Source organism: Cellulosilyticum sp. WCF-2 (genome assembly GCF_003990395.1).
Taxonomy (GTDB): Bacteria; Bacillota; Clostridia; order Lachnospirales; family Cellulosilyticaceae; genus Cellulosilyticum; species Cellulosilyticum lentocellum.
In genome coordinates, this window is record NZ_CP034675.1 from 14602 (window position 1) to 30484 (window position 15883).

General features: G+C 35.8%; 10 protein-coding genes. All 10 read right to left on the reverse strand.

Features of this window, described 5'->3' with window-relative positions; all coding sequences use genetic code 11:
- Nucleotides 1-10: 10 nt before the first annotated feature.
- The 10 genes from hemB to EKH84_RS00095 all read right to left on the reverse strand — a co-directional run bounded on the left by hemB (nucleotide 11) and on the right by EKH84_RS00095 (nucleotide 15749).
- Entirely contained in the window at nucleotides 11-979 is a 969-nt protein-coding gene (hemB, locus tag EKH84_RS00055; protein WP_127064589.1) for a porphobilinogen synthase, read from the reverse strand.
- Between the two features lie 68 nt (nucleotides 980-1047).
- Entirely contained in the window at nucleotides 1048-2565 is a 1518-nt protein-coding gene (cobA, locus tag EKH84_RS00060; protein WP_127064590.1) for a uroporphyrinogen-III C-methyltransferase, read from the reverse strand.
- On the reverse strand, nucleotides 2555-3460 hold the full coding sequence (gene hemC, locus EKH84_RS00065; RefSeq protein WP_127064591.1) for a hydroxymethylbilane synthase: 906 nt from the start codon (nucleotides 3458-3460) through the stop codon (nucleotides 2555-2557). Before hemC ends, cobA begins: the two co-directional genes overlap by 11 nt.
- Nucleotides 3461-3476: 16 nt before the next feature.
- The gene (gene hemA / locus EKH84_RS00070) at nucleotides 3477-4718 is read right to left on the reverse strand and encodes a glutamyl-tRNA reductase (protein ID WP_127064592.1); all 1242 of its coding nucleotides are present in this window, start codon (nucleotides 4716-4718) and stop codon (nucleotides 3477-3479) included.
- 20 nt (nucleotides 4719-4738) lie between these two features.
- A complete protein-coding gene (locus tag EKH84_RS00075; protein ID WP_127064593.1) occupies nucleotides 4739-5593 on the reverse strand; it encodes a sirohydrochlorin cobaltochelatase in 855 nt (284 codons plus the stop codon).
- A 27-nt stretch (nucleotides 5594-5620) separates the two neighbouring features.
- Nucleotides 5621-5785: a precorrin-6A/cobalt-precorrin-6A reductase gene (locus tag EKH84_RS21755; RefSeq protein WP_150132750.1), complete on the reverse strand. Its 165-nt coding sequence runs from the start codon at nucleotides 5783-5785 to the stop codon at nucleotides 5621-5623.
- A gap of 187 nt (nucleotides 5786-5972) precedes the next feature.
- Nucleotides 5973-9989 carry a X2-like carbohydrate binding domain-containing protein gene (locus EKH84_RS00080; protein WP_190283428.1) on the reverse strand — a complete coding sequence of 1339 codons (4017 nt, stop codon included), beginning with the start codon at nucleotides 9987-9989 and terminating at the stop codon, nucleotides 5973-5975.
- Between the two features lie 811 nt (nucleotides 9990-10800).
- Nucleotides 10801-11736, reverse strand: a complete 936-nt coding sequence (locus EKH84_RS00085; RefSeq protein WP_013658620.1) for a magnesium transporter CorA family protein — start codon at nucleotides 11734-11736, stop codon at nucleotides 10801-10803.
- 306 nt (nucleotides 11737-12042) lie between these two features.
- A complete protein-coding gene (locus tag EKH84_RS00090) occupies nucleotides 12043-13572 on the reverse strand; it encodes an HlyD family efflux transporter periplasmic adaptor subunit (protein WP_190283429.1) in 1530 nt (509 codons plus the stop codon).
- The gene (locus tag EKH84_RS00095; protein WP_127064596.1) at nucleotides 13572-15749 is read right to left on the reverse strand and encodes a peptidase domain-containing ABC transporter; all 2178 of its coding nucleotides are present in this window, start codon (nucleotides 15747-15749) and stop codon (nucleotides 13572-13574) included. The genes EKH84_RS00090 and EKH84_RS00095 overlap by 1 nt, the downstream gene beginning before the upstream one ends.
- Nucleotides 15750-15883 lie beyond the last annotated feature (134 nt).

The following is a 15883-nucleotide window of genomic DNA, read 5'->3' on the forward strand; positions in this document are numbered from 1 at the left end:
TCCTCCTGTATTATTTAACTCTTAGTTGGCGCGCTATGTCTTTTGCAAAATAAGTAATAATGATATCAGCACCTGCACGCTTAATAGAAAGAACACTTTCATATATTGCTTCCTCACTAAGTAAGCCATTTTTAACAGCTAATTTAAGCATAGAATACTCCCCACTTACGTTATATGCCGCAATAGGTTTGTTAAGATTGGCTTTAAAGCGATAAATAATATCTAAATAAGAGAGTGCTGGCTTGACCATAATAATATCCGCTCCCTCTTGGCAATCTAGCTGACCTTCACGTAAGGCTTCATTAGTATTGGCAGGGTCCATCTGATAAGTTTTGCGGTTCCCAAAGCTAGGGGCTGAATGTGCTGCTTCTCTAAAAGGCCCATAAAAACTAGAAGCATACTTAGCACTATACGCCATAATACTTACATTTATATAGCCTGCTGCATCTAGTCCCTCTCTAATGGCTACAATACGTCCATCCATCATATCTGAGGGAGCTACCATATCTGCTCCTGCCTCTGCATGACTTATTGCAATCTTAGTTAAAAAATCTAATGTTTTGTCATTATCTACATAACCACTTTCTGTTAAAATGCCACAATGACCATGGCTTGTGTATTCGCACATACAAACATCTGTAATCACTATGATCTCTGGGGCTATAGACTTAATAAGGCGAACTGCTTTTTGTACAATACCATCTTTGGCAAAGGCTTCACTACCACATGTATCCTTTTCCTTTGGAATACCAAATAGTAATACAGCACAAATACCCAATGCTTTAATTTCCTCTATCTCGTCTTTAAGCTTATCTAAAGAAAAATGATAAACCTCTGGCATAGAGGCAATCTCACTTTTTATATTTTCACCTTCTACTATAAAAAGTGGATAAATGAGTTCTTCCACATGAAGCTTTGTTTCTCTTACTAAACTTCTTATTGAATCACTTACTCTTAATCTTCTTGGTCTTTCTAACATACTACCTTTCCCTTCTTTTCCTATTGTTCTCTTGTCTCAGCTGTATTTTTATATTTCATTTTTACGTTCTACTTTTCCTTCATACAATCTACTAAATCCGTCATGGTCGCTTTCTTAGCTTCTTTGTATACCTCTAGGCCATACGTCTTAAGTGTATGAGTGGTTATTTCCCCTATAGAAATAAGCTTTGCATGCGCTAAGGCTGCTATATGCTCTTGCCCTATACGTCCAATCAAATGATGTACTGTAGACGAACTAGTAAAAGTCATATAATCTATTTCATCTGCTATCAGTTTTTCTACTAGCTCTTTGCTACTCATTTCACCCTTTGCTACATTCCTTACTGGAACTGTGGTATAGAGTGGAATTTCATCTACCTTGCAGACTGCTTCCAAACTACTCACTAAACCTTCTCGTGCAATAGCTGAGTCAGGAAGCAGTATATAATCCTTATTTGTAAGTTCTTTTTTTAAACAATCTGCTAAACTTTCTGCAACTGCTTTAGTTGACATCCTATCAGCAACTATTCCTTTTTGCTTTAAAGCTTTTTTCGTTGCTTCACCTATAACAGCTATTTTCAAATGAGCAAGTACCCTTGCATCTTTACCACTTGCTTCTAATGCCTCGAAGAAAACCTCTACTGCATTAGGACTTGTAAATACCAAATATGTATACTGTTTAAGGTGCTCAATAGCTACTTTAAGCCTAGTATTCTCTTTAATAGGTGTAATCTCTATAGTAGGAAATTCTATAGCTCTTCCACCTAAATCATTAATCATCTCCATCAGCTGACTGCTTTGTTTTCTCGTTCTTGTAACTACAATTTGCTTGCCAAAGAGTGGTTTTTCTTCGAAAAAATTTAACTTTTCTCTTAGATTCACGACTTCACCAATAACAATCATCGTAGGAGGCTTTACACCTTTCTCCAGTGCCTTTTCATAAATATTCTCTAGAGTTCCTATTACAACGCTCTGATTATACCTCGTGGCCCAGCTCACTAGCCCTACTGGTGTCTCTTTTACCTTACCTGCTCCTAAAAGATTTTCAGTAATCTTCTTTAAATTACTAATACCCATTAAAAATACTAAAGTCCCCTTTAAACTTGCTAAAGCTTCCCAATTTATTTCATCCTTCGAACCATCTTTTAAGTGACCTGTAATAACGTGAAAAGAAGATGCACATTCTCTGTGAGTAATAGGAATGCCCGCATAGCACAATCCACCTATGGCAGAAGTCACACCTGGTATGACTTCAAAAGGAATCCCTCTATCAAAGAGATATTCACCTTCCTCACCACCTCTTCCAAAAACATAAGGGTCTCCTCCCTTAAGTCTAACTACCACTTTGCCTTCTTTAGCTTTTGCTGCAAGCAGCTCATTAATTTTATCTTGAGGCATGGTGTGGTTACTAGAGGCTTTTCCAACATTAATACATTCACACGTAGAGCTGCTTATCTTCAAGTAATCTTCATTTGCTAAGCGGTCATAAATAATGACATCCGCTTCTTCTAAACATTCTTTTCCCTTTAGTGTTAGGAGTTTGTAATCACCTGGACCTGCACCTATTAAATATACTTTACCAGTCATTTTTCTCAAATTCCTTTCTTAATACACTCGCTAACTCTTCTCCCAACTGCTTTTCACTTCCTATTGGCGCACAGAGTTCCTTAATCACAAGTTTCTTACCCAACTCATCCCCTAACAAACCTCTCATTCGAAGTTTTGTACCTATAACTTCACAATACGCACCTATAGGCATATGACATCCTCCATTAATAGCATCCATAAAAGCCCGTTCTGCCTCAACCTGTATGCTACTAACAGGGTCTTCTAAAACCTTGACTAAGTCATACGCCTTTGTATCCTCTTGTCTTATTTCTATAGCCAATGCGCCTTGTGCAGGTGCAGGAAGCATGATTTCCATAGGCAAATAGCAGGTGATTTTATCGGCAAGACCTAATCGGTGAAGCCCAGCCGCTGCCAGAACAATACCGTCTAACTTCTCTTCCTCTAATTTACAAAGACGCGTATCTACATTTCCTCTAATTGGTACTATATTTAAATCTGATCTATAAGCAAGTAGTTGATACTTTCTCCTTTTGCTGCCTGTTGCAATGGTTGCACCTATAGGCAAATCTTCTATACTAGCGTATCCCTCTTTTAAGATGAGTACATCTCTTGCATCTTCTCTTTTTAGTGTTCTAGTGAATCTTAATCCTAAAGGTAGTTCCGATGGCATATCTTTCATACTATGCACAGCCATATCAATATTCCCTTTTAGTAGCTCAGCTTCGATTTCCTTAGTAAAAATACCTTTATCTCCTATTTTGTCTATTGGTTTATCTTGAATAAGGTCACCCTTTGTTTTAATAATCTTCATTTCACAAGCAAGCTCTGGGTAATGCTTTTCTAATTCATCAATGACCCACTTTGTTTGAGTAAGTGCTAGTCTACTTCCCCTTGTTCCTATAACTACTTTCATCTTGTCTCTCACCTTCTTAGTTTAGTTCAAATAACTCTGATAGCGTCTTTGCATACTGTGCTCTTAGCTCTAGGTTTTCAGTAGTCATCAGCTTCGCAATTGGCGTACGTATGCATCTTTTTAAGACCTCTTCCATAATCATATGCATAGCTTCTTCATCTATTTCCTCGCTTATTATTTTCTTACCAAGGAGCCTTGTTGTATGCGCTTTAATGTCTTCACAATAAGCATCTAGGCCATGAATCACCTCTTCTATACTGAGTGCTTCTAACCATCTCATGAGCTTTTGAATTGCTTTTTCTATTTCCTTCTGGGCTGCTATAACAAGTTCCAAGCGACGTTCATTGTTAGCCTCAGCAATCATTTTTAGTGCATCAATGTCATAGACATTTACAAGTTCCATTTCATTAATAGCCGGGTCAATATCTCTCGGCATGGCTATATCCATAATATCCAGCTTTTTTGTTAAACTTGGCATTTGCTTTGCTTGTAAAATAATATGAGGTGATGCCGTAGCAGAAATCACCATATCCACTTGAGGTAGCACTTCATAACGCTCCTCATAAGCTACCGGAATCAGTCCCTCATATACTTCTGTTAATTCTATTGCCTTAGTATGTGTACGATTAGTCACATAAATTTCTCCTATATTCTCCTCTAATAAATATTTAATGGTCAGTTCATTCATTTCGCCCGTCCCAATAACGAGTACTTTTTTTCCTCTAAGCGTTTCTTGTTTTTCTTTTAAAAACTTGACGGCAATATGACTAATAGATAAGGAATGCTCAGATATCTTGACTTCACTTTTAATGAGCTTAGCTGTAGAAATTGCTTCACGGAAAATTTTATTAAGCACCTTTCCACTAGTATGCTCACTCATGGCTTCCTCATGTGCTTTTTTTACTTGCCCTAATATCTGGTCTTCACCAACAACAATAGAATCAAGCCCCGCTGCCACTTCAAATAAATGTCTAACAGCCTCTTCACCTTGCCTTATGTATAAATAAGGAGTGATGTCTCCCTTTACAAAATAGCTTTGATAAAACGCTATGCCCTTTAAAATAGCACTTTCTATGTTCTCCTCATAGATATAAATCTCACTTCTATTACAAGTCGAGAGAATGACTACTTCTTGTAAGTTCTTTTCTACCCTAAGCTCATGTAGGCAATCTACTAGCTTAGCACGGGTAAAGCTTACCTTCTCTCGTATTTCTATGGGACAATTTCTATGGTTGACCCCAACAACTGCAAAACACATAGTGTGCCCCCTTCCTTTTTTCACTTCGTATTTTTATCCTTATTAATAAGTATGGTGGAGAAATATGAATTTTTTTCTTCGTCTCCTGTATATATCGTTATAGCCTTCTCTGCTGCTTGTGCATGGGCTAAAAAGCATTTTCTAATATTAGGATTTTCTCCTAAACCTCTTAGAATACATTCTACCTCAAATCCCTCTGCTTCTAATATTGATTTCCACGAATCCTCTTCATCTCCTGCCATATCATTAATTGCATGACCGCCTGCTACTAACATAAACGGAATGAGATAAGCTTTTCTTACTCCTGCTTTTCTAAGACGATTAATAATCTCTCTAATTTCTGGATATCCTTCTACTGTTCCCATATAAACTGGTAATTCTTCCTGGTCAAACATGTAATCCAGTGCACAATAAGCTGAATGTGCTTCATATTCCGTCCCATGGCCCATTAAAACTACTCCTTCTCCCTCTTTCAATGTTGGAAGCTCTGTTTTCACAGCTTCAACTGTTGCTTTATAATCCTCAATTTGTGTAAGTAAGGGGCTACCTAATACAATCTTCTTAAACTGATTTTTATAGCACTCTACTTGCCCTTTAAGCTTGCAATATTCCTCACCGCAAATCACAAGAAGCGTTTGTACAACAACTTCCTCATAGCCTGCTGCAACTAACTCATCTAGTACTTCTATAGGATTATTAATTTTTATATTTTCTACCCTAGCAATTTTTCTAATAATTATGTTAGACGTGAAAGCTCTATAGAAGTCATATCCTTCAAAGGCTGAAGCAATAAGCTCCTCACATGGTTTAATCGTCTTTTCTCTCGTCTCTTTATAACTTGATCCAAAACTCACTACTAGTACCGCTCTTTTCATCCCTTATCCCTCTTTTTTTACTATCTGCTAGCTTTGGTTTTGCCTACCTATTACGCTTAATGGATTTACCTTTTTAGTCGCTAGTGCTTTACCATGGTTTGTCGCTACAGAAAGCAAGTAATCATATCCTGCTGTTTCTGGAACTGTAGCTATATGCAGACTATATGAAGTTTCACCTAAAATTAGAATCATAACACATATCCTCTAGGTGTAATCATATATTCTTTATTCATAAAAGTAAACTTCTTTCCAGTAACCTCTATATTACTCCCACCTTTTCTTCCTACTGAAAGAATACAAAAACTTTCTTTCCCCAAAAAAATAGAAAAAGGAATCACTAAGCCTAAACCTAGTGATTCCTTCTAAAAATCATTATTACTTACTGAGGCGTTACTCCACTTACTAATACGCCATCATAGAAAACAGCTACATGATTTGCATCATTATAAGAAAAGTCGTTACTTTGGTTAAAGTTTGACCAATTAGTATTGGCTAATCTTGTAGCTACTTCCACTTTAGCTGTTGTATCTAAAGAATAATCTCCACTAAAGCTTAACTCTAAGTAGTGTGATGCCGTAGATGTCGTTTCACTCATCTTAACAATCTTCCAAGCACTGTTACTATTGATATTAACATACCATGGTGATTTACTATATTGAATAGCTGCATTGTCTATCCATGTGCTTTGACCTACACTACTATCTTCTGCTGTAAAGTAGTAACGGATTGTCACTTTAGATAAATCATATGTATTTCCATCTGTTACTTGAACTTTAAATGTGCTGCCAATCGTGTTAGTTGTTGTTCCTCCTGTTGAAGTTAAAGCAAGGCTAAGCCCTCCTGTAGGTACAACAACCTCTGTTGTATCCACTACCTTCAATTTCACTTTTTGTACTGCTCCTGCACTAAAGTTAAAAATTAAATTACTCTCTCCTAAAGGACAAGTTGCTAAATAACTAGATAAAATAGTTATTTGATCTCCATCTACTATATAGTCTTTACCTTCTACTAAAGCAACCTCACCATTTTTAATGGTTACTAAACTATTTCCATTAAAGGCTACCTCTAAGTTAATATCTGCCCTAGCTTCTACCTTTTTATCAAAACTTACTTCTGTTGGTGTAACAACAGCATCTTTTTCTGCAGTATTAACTACTTTTACTACAAAATCAGCTGAAGAACCCTCATTAAATACAAAACTCAAGGTATGTTCACCTTTTTCAAGTGTGGTTAAAAATACTTTATTTAAAGTAACAGTTTCACCTTCCACTACATAATCTGTACCTTTAGCTAAGACTTTACCATCTACATTAATGTTTTCTAGTGCGTTACCCTTTAGATTCATAACAACTTGAACATCCTTTGGAACTGCTTTGTCAAACTCAGCTCTTGTTGTCTCTAAGCTGGCATTATTTACTGTTTTTGATATTGTAACATTTAGTACTGGATCATTTCCTTTATTGAAGTCAAAGGTCAACATAGCTACTCCTTCAGCTAATGTTGATAAGTATGCTTTTGAAATAATTACTTTATTTCCTTCTACTACATAATCACTACCTAAAGCTAATGTCTTTTCACCATTTTTAATAGCAACTAATGTATTACCATTTGCTTCAAAGTCAACAGTAATATCAGCTTGTAATCCTTCTTTTTTATCAAAAACTGCTTCATTAGTACTTAAACTTGCACTATTAACTGTTTCCTTAACGGTAATAGTTAATGCTGGGTCTATACCATTATCAAAATCAAAGCTTAGTTGAGCTGTGCCATTAACTAATGTAGCTAGATAACTTTTTAGAACGGTAACCTTGTTACCCTCTACTACATAATCTGTTCCAGCTGTTAAAACTGTGGTTCCATTTTTAATAGCCACTAGTTTATTGCCATTATCTACAACCTCTACACTGACATCAGCTTGTAATTCCTCTTTTTTATCAAAGGTGGCTGATTTAGGGGTAATGCTACTACTTACTATAGGCGTGTCATTACCAGTATCAGCATAAACAATACCACGTCCATTAGTTCCTATATAGACTCTACCATATACATCAGGATCTCCAGTCACATCACAGCCTGGGTCAACTAAACCATATTGGTGATTATCATCATTAACTCTTACCCAACTTTGTCCTTTATCATCAGACCTAAAGAAACCATGTTGACCTTCTACTTTTCCAACAATATAAATGGCTTCATAATTAGCGCCTTCTTTGCCTTTACCAAATCCAAAAGAAGTTACTGCATCAACATCTGGAATCTTGGTATAAGTTGTACCATAATCTTCTGAGAACCAAAAGCCATTTTCATTTTCATCTGAAGCTTTACTTGTTCCCATCCATACATTACCTTCATGACCTCTAACTGCTTTAATATTCATATCTTTTAAACTAGGTAAACCATTAACTGTCACAGCTGTAAAAGTCTTCGCACCATCTGTACTCACATAAGCACTACCATCTTTATAACCATAAAATACTTTTGGATTCACACGGTCAGAAGCAATTCTAGCTCCTGTAGGAATACCCTTAGAAGCAGTCCAGTTATAGCCTCCATTAGACCAGCTTACAGGCTCATCCGGAGTAGCCCAAACAACTGTATTGCCATCAGCTGAAAGTGCAACTTTTCCTCCCCCTGCACTACTACCTATTCTACTACTAATAGGAGAAAATGTTTTTCCTCCATCTTTTGACCACATCATACCATTTAAATAATTGCCATAGCCATCTACTTCTTTTCTTTCTCCTACACGTACAACCATATTAGGATTTAGCTCTGCATAATCCATATCTACTGAACTATTTAAACTAGAATATTTATCTCCAGCCTTCACATTGGCCAAAATACTAGGTACTTTTGTAATATCACTATGATAGAAGCCATTAACATCATATAAGCTACTAATAAGTCCATCATCTTCACCTGGTACTACTACTAAAGCATTAGATACAACTTCTTCTATACCATCTGCCATAACGGTAATATCCATCTGTCCACCTTGATCCCAGTTGGTTAAGTTATTGGTACCATATAAAGTAGCACCTGTACCGTACATTAAACGATCTGAGTTAAATGGATCAATATCTATAGCCCCTACACACCAACCCAATTTAGGGAAAATTTCAGCACTTCCACCTGCTTGACTTTTATTCCCCCAATCTAACCATGGTGCATCTGAAATATCCATCTTATAGTAGAGCTTACGATCTGGATAACTTGTCCATTCCCAAACATTCTTCCAAGTTTCTCCACCATCTGTACTTCTATACATGAAGATATCTGGCCACCAGGATTGGCAAATAACCACAATATTATCTTCATTTTGTGGGTCTACAGCAATACCATTATAAGGATAGTAAGGATCATCAGGTGCTGTTTTACTTGATTTAGGACTAATAAGTGTCCACGTATCTGTATTCGTATCAAATTTCCATACATCACCATAACCTGTTTCATAAGGTCCTGCCGTAGTTGAGTAAGTTACATAAAGAATGCCATCTTTAGTAAGATAAGATTGATAAGGTAAGTAAGTTACCCCCTCCTCTATTTTCCATTCACCTGTTGTTTCATTGGTTACTTTTCCTCTAGGTTCATTAGGGAGTGCTTCCCATGTCTTCCCGCCATCTTTGCTTCTATAAATAGAATGTGCCTGATCTCCTACACCTACATAAATAGTTTGAGAACCTGAGCCTACTTTATTTGAATTCTCATCACAAATTACCCAGGTTAAACCTAGATTACCTTCATACTGCGTTCCTTTGTCGTACTTAAAAGTTCCCTTGGTGGGAAATGAAGTCACTTCTTTCCAAGTGTGCCCATAATCTTCGCTCTTCCATAAACCATTATTACGTGATGCAAGATACAAGTTGGAATTTTTATTAGGATCAACTATCAACCTATCTCCCATTAGTCTTCCTTGCATATTACTACCACAGAAAAATGGTAATTCTACTACGTCCCAAGTCTCTCCTTTATCATTAGAACAAAATACTGCTCCGGGTACATCTGTCCAACCATTATCATATTCTCCCATCAGTGCATAAACACGGTTAGGGTCTGTTGGATCTGTAGCAATACCATCACAACCTAGATTACTCCATGTTTCTGGTCCTACCCAGTCAGTGAGAGGTTTCCAGCTCCCGGTATCTTCTTGCCAGCGGTAAATACCACCCATATCCGTTCTGGCATAGATAAGATTTTCTTCTGCTTCACTAAAAGTAATACCTGTAATCATTCCCCCACCATAAATTTGTACATTCTTCCACTCATTGGTTTCAGTACTATAGGCATATACACAATTAGGCGCAATACACATCATTGCAAGTCCAATAGGTAAAACAAATTTTCTTGCATAACAGCTAATAGCTTGTCTTAACTTACTCAATATTCTCTTACTCATCATACCCCTCCTCGATTAATAAAACACTTTTATAAAGCCTCTTTATTAATTTCATTTATGCCTCTATTATATTACGCTCGTTATGTAGTCCAATATGGTTATCCCAAGATGCATTATTTTTATACATAATATGCCTTTTATAAAAAAGTTGTAACTATTCAGCTATACAAACAGAAATTTGTCGGGGGCGTTTATGAGAATCACGTCTGGAGGAAAATGAGGGGGAGGGCTATCTTCCAGAGTTCCGGTTCAAATTTTTTGATGCACTAGGCTCGCTTATTTGGATGAATGCACGAAAACTCCCGTTGGTCAAACACTCGTGCTAAAACCCATCCAAAACTTTCGCCAAGTACCTCTAAAAAATTTTCCCAAGTCACTCTTCCAGATAGCCCTCCCCCTCATTTTCACAAACGTTATTGACATCATAAACGTTCAAGCCCCTAAACGAGAAGTGCAAAAAAGACATAATAGCAATTATTCTTTTTATTTTTTCTTGAAAATACTTCAGGAGAGTGAATTTACGCGTTATTGTTGGTAAAACTGAGAGAGGGAGGCTGTCCTAGTGGGGTGACTTCGGAGTATTTTCAGTAGGCACTTAGCCCACGTGTTTGAGGGAACCGAGTTTGTGGGCGTTCATCCAAAAAAGTGAGCTTAGTGCCTACTGAAAATGCGGAGCGGAACCACGCAGGACAGCCACCCTCTCTCAGTTCCGTCCAAATAGCCTAGTAAAGTCATAAATCTTTATGAACACGCAAAAATAGCTATACTTCTAATAATCTAAACTTATTAGGCGTATAGCTATTTTATCTATTTAAAATAATTTTTTTCTAATCATAAATAATGCTAGTAATACTGTCAAAGCAATTGAGAAAGCTACTATTCCCACAAAAGCATATGGGCTGCCATCTTGGAATGGTACTATAACGTTCATTCCCCAGAAACTAGCAATCATTGTTGGCACAGACATAACAATAGTAATCGAAGTAAGAGTCTTCATCACAATATTTAAGTTGTTAGAAATAACAGATGCAAATGCATCCATGGTTCCACTTAAAATGTTACTGTAAATGTTGGCCATCTCAATAGCCTGTTTATTTTCAATAATAACATCTTCTAGCAAATCTTCATCCTCTGGATATTGCTTTACATTTTCCATTCTCATCATCTTCTCAAGTACAATTTCATTAGAACGAAGTGATGTTGTAAAGTATACTAAACTCTTTTCCAAATCAAGAAGCTGAATAAGCTCTTTATTCTTCATAGATTTATGAAGCTCTTGTTCAATCTTATGACTCATACGATCGATGTGTCTTAAGTATTGTAAGTAGTAAGACGCATTTTTATAAAGAAGCTGTAATATAAATCTTGTTTTCTTATAGGTAAAGAAACCTCTAATTTTACCAGAACTAAAATCCTCTAGTAACTGAATATTTTTTAAGCAAGTTGTAATAATGAACTTATCGCCTAAAATAATAGTCATTGGAATGGTAGCATAATCACCCATACCTTCTTCTGTTTCTTTAATAGGTACGTCTACGATAATAACTGTACAGTTATCATCTACTTCAATACGAGCTCTTTCCTCTTCATCCAGTGCGGATAAAATATGATTAACTTCAATATTGAAAGCCTCAGAAATTTCGTTAATCTCTTGTGGTGTAGGATTAATTAAATTAATCCATGCGCCTTCTTCGAAGGATTCAATAGCTTTTAGCCCTGCATCAAATGTTTTATAAATTTGTTTCATCTTTTCACATCCTCCACCCCTCACCTTTTTAGTGCAAGTGGTGATTTTGTGACAGCACAAAAAGCTACCTTTGCATTAAAACAAGGTGAGTATTCTCATTATTTAATTGATTTTTTAAACGCCTATAACTCGGTCCGACGTCCACGGATACTCACACTCCCTTTAGTATTTATCATTTTTTATTTTTCATACAAAGACTTTCTTAATTTAAGCCTCTTCTATACTATTTTATTATAAATCACCTGTCAAGCAAATTTACTTGTAGGAAGCAAAAAAATCTTCGTTCCTACAAGTAAACCTGAATCATTATTCTTTTAAATTGATTTTTTCTAAAACATAGTACAATATTTTCTTTTGTTCTGTGATAATGTATGCATTACAGCTCATACCAATTTTTAAATCAGCGGGCTCATTTTTGTAACTGTAAAGATTTACATCTTCTAGACTACCAGTTATCCAATAACCACTCATTCCTCCTAATTCTGTTTGACTAGCATCTGTAGAAATATTAGTAATATGACCCTTGATCTTGCCATACTCGCGGTAGGAAAGTGCATCAAATTGATATTCGATTTCCTGTCCAACCTTAAGACCTGCTATATCATTATTGGGAACAAAGATCTCAACCTTATAAATACTATCACTAACGGGAATTATTTTCCCAAGCTCTGTTCCCTCCGTTAATAAATCACCTTTATTAATTTCTTGTACTACATTTAAGGTTCCATCTATGGAAGCACGTATAGTACAATCATCTATAGCTATCTGTATACCTTCTAGATTCCTCTTATCCGATTGATATTGAACTTCTAGTTCTTGGATTTGATTATCTAACTTGACTAGTTCACCTGTCTTAAACTGCTCAAGTGCTAATTTTCTTTTGGCTACTTTATTTTTCAGGAGTTCCTCACTAATAATTAGTTTATTATTCTCTATAGTAGATGTGTCTATTATAGTTTGATTGGCTTCAATTTTTTCTTCCACTTCTTTAAGTAGTGTTAGCTTTTGTGTATCTAATTGATTTTTGAGTTCCCCTACTTTTTGTTTAGAAGCTTTTAATTCTTCTTTGGCTACCAAATTCTGTTCATCTAACTCTACATTTAGGTTATAAAGTGTTTTTGCCTCTTCTAATTTACTCTTTAAAGCATCCCTATCATACAGATATGTCTCAAACTCTATTGCATAGATACTATCTATATCTTTAAAAATAGACTTTTCCTCATTAACAGATTGTTTAAGCGTTTCTAAGCCTGCTATATCTTTCTCTGCTTTTTTTATTTTTTCTGTATAGCTTGCCTTATTCAAATTCACCTGTTTTAGGTCTATCTCCTCGTTTTGACTATCGATTATCTGGCTCCTTTTTAGAGTCTCAAAATCTTGTTCATACTGGATGTACTTTTGTACATAAGCTTCATCATGCTCACTATTAAAGCTATTTACGCTACTTTCAATACTTTTCTTCAAGGTTCTTAGATTGTCTAATATCTTCTCTTGTTCGCTTATCACTTCTTGTAACTGTAATTTCTTTACTTCCTGCTCTGCACAGTCAATTGTTACTAAGACATCTCCAGCCTTTACTCGTTTTCCCTCTTGCAAATTGCTACTATTAACAACTCCACCTGATTTATTTCTTATAATACTTAATTGTTCATTGGGTCTAATCATGCCCCTACCCTTAGATACAATATCAATCTCCCCATAGTACATCCATATAATAGCTGCCACAACTATTCCTATCAATAGTCCTATAAAAATGGCAAAGAAGGGATTAGGTTTGGTCTCATAGAGTTCTTTACTATCTGATAACTCATTTATATTTTTAATAATGGCTTTCATTAGTTTACCTCCCCTACTTCTAATCCTGATATTTGTTCTCTCCATAAGGATGCATATCTACCACCTATACTTACTAGTTCCTTATGTGCCCCTGTTTCTACGATTCTTCCTTTATCTAATACGTAGATGCGATCACATAATTTAATAGTACTTAATCGATGTGCAATAATAATAGTACTCATAGACCGGCTTAACTGCCTTATAGTAGACTCTATAGCTGCTTCAGTAATTGAGTCTAAATTACTAGTAGCTTCATCTAAAATTAAAATATTAGGCTTCTTTAATATAGCCCTTGCTATAGCTAGCCTCTGCCTCTGACCACCTGATAAGTTGGCACCATTCTCATCTAGAAGTGTTTCATATCTTAGTGGAAGTTCATTGATAAAATCATGTGCTTTGGCCATCTTGGATGCTTCTACTATCTCTTCCATACTGATCCGTTCTATGCCTAGGGCTAGATTTTCCATAATAGTCCCACTGAATAAAAAGGTTTCTTGTGGTACATAAGCAATCTTGGTTCTAAGAACCTCTTTTTTAATATCTAGGATATTATTGTTGTCTATTAATATTTCGCCTTCTTCTAACGGGTACAAATTAAGTAATAGTTTGGCTAAAGTCGTTTTTCCTGAACCACTTTCCCCTACTAATGCAATTCTTTCTCCTGGCTTAATCTCTAAATTAATCTCTTCTAACACATTTTGCCTTTGGCCATATTTAAAAGTGACATTCTTATAAGAAATTCCCCCCTCTAAATGCTTTGGCTCCATCTTTCTAGATTCTTCTTCTCCATTTTCTATCTCTAAATCTAAGATCTCACCTAATCGCTCTGCTGCAACCATAGCTGTTTGAAGCTGAGGTTGTAAATTGATTAAATTTTTAATAGGATTTAAAAAATAAATAAGTAATGAATTATATGTAATTAAATTACCTACGGACATATCTCCTTGAAGGACTTGATTGGCACCAATCCATAATATGACAACGCCTCCAAGTAATTCTATTAAGCCTTTAAAAAAGCCTTGCAAGTTCGTCGTAAAACTTAGTTTGAAGATACTTCTTAGTAGCTTAATGAATTTTGTCTCTGTTTCTATCCCTACTTTTTTCTCTGCATTAAAGACCTTAACGGTTTGAATACCATTTAGTGACTCCACCATGTACGAAGTAAGTTGTGCGTTATTTTCCATGGTAGCTTTATTGCCTTTCTTCAAGGTTTTATTAAAACTCACTACTACCACGCCATAGAGCAGAGCGACCACTAAGGTGATTCCAAACAGCAGCGCATTTTGCATATATAAAATAATGCCTCCTACTATTACCATAATCGTGTCGATCATTATGGTTAGCGTTGCTCCTGATATAGCATCTCTTACATGGCCTGCATCTTGAAACCTAGAAATAATCTCACCTACTCTTCTTGTCCCAAAAAAGTTCATAGGTAATTTTAGAATATGCTCATAATAACCTAATAATAGAGCTATATCTAATTTCTGGCTCAAAAAAAGTAATAAGTGGGACCTGAATAAACTAAGTAGCATCTGAAAAGTATAAAGTACTAGTACCCCAATGGATAGGATATTTAAAGTTTTGGACATATTATAGGGCAAAATATCATCTAGTAGAAATTGCATATAAAATGCTCCTAATAATCCTAATGCTGTATAAAGAAGTGATGCCGCAAATACTTGTAGCACAATACCTTTTTGTGGCTTAAGTAAATGAAGAAAACGTTCAAATAAGCCCTTTGTTTCCTTTCCTTTCTTAAATTCACTGGTTGGCACTAATAAAATAAGCACCCCAGACCATATACGGGTAAAATCCTCGAATTTGTAAGTCACTAAACCATCTGCTGAATCTGCTATGATGACCTGCTCCTTAGTGATTTTATGTATAACAACATAATGCATTAAACCTCCTTCCTTAATCACATGAGCTATTGCTGGCAAAGGAAACTCGCTTAATAATGCTTCTGCTTCACCCTTAACCCCCTTAGCACTAAAGCCTAACTTCTCAGCTGCTTCTAACATACCTGCTACATTGGTTCCTTCTGTGTCTGTCCCTGCTGCTTCTCTAATTTTAGTAATAGGTGTACTAAGTCCATATTGCTTACAAACTGTTGCTAAGCATGCTGCTCCACAGTCTGTCATATCGTATTGCATAATACAATAATACTTTGCCATACCGTCCCTCTTTTCTACCCCCGGCTATATTTGTGTACAAAAAAAAGAAATACTAATAAAATATTATAATATTTTAATCAGTATTTCTATTATTTAACTAAATATTTTTTTAATTCATTAGTATTATACCATTA

Excerpts from the sequence above, each read along its gene's own strand:
- hemB (WP_127064589.1), bottom strand. The coding sequence starts at position 979 with ATGTTAGAAAGACCAAGAAGATTAAGAGTAAGTGATTCAATAAGAAGT.
- cobA (WP_127064590.1), bottom strand. The coding sequence starts at position 2,565 with ATGACTGGTAAAGTATATTTAATAGGTGCAGGTCCAGGTGATTACAAA.
- hemC (WP_127064591.1), bottom strand. The coding sequence starts at position 3,460 with ATGAAAGTAGTTATAGGAACAAGGGGAAGTAGACTAGCACTTACTCAA.
- hemA (WP_127064592.1), bottom strand. The coding sequence starts at position 4,718 with ATGTGTTTTGCAGTTGTTGGGGTCAACCATAGAAATTGTCCCATAGAA.
- EKH84_RS00075 (WP_127064593.1), bottom strand. The coding sequence starts at position 5,593 with ATGAAAAGAGCGGTACTAGTAGTGAGTTTTGGATCAAGTTATAAAGAG.
- EKH84_RS21755 (WP_150132750.1), bottom strand. The coding sequence starts at position 5,785 with ATGATTCTAATTTTAGGTGAAACTTCATATAGTCTGCATATAGCTACA.
- EKH84_RS00080 (WP_190283428.1), bottom strand. The coding sequence starts at position 9,989 with ATGAGTAAGAGAATATTGAGTAAGTTAAGACAAGCTATTAGCTGTTAT.
- EKH84_RS00085 (WP_013658620.1), bottom strand. The coding sequence starts at position 11,736 with ATGAAACAAATTTATAAAACATTTGATGCAGGGCTAAAAGCTATTGAA.
- EKH84_RS00090 (WP_190283429.1), bottom strand. The coding sequence starts at position 13,572 with ATGAAAGCCATTATTAAAAATATAAATGAGTTATCAGATAGTAAAGAA.
- EKH84_RS00095 (WP_127064596.1), bottom strand. The coding sequence starts at position 15,749 with ATGGCAAAGTATTATTGTATTATGCAATACGATATGACAGACTGTGGA.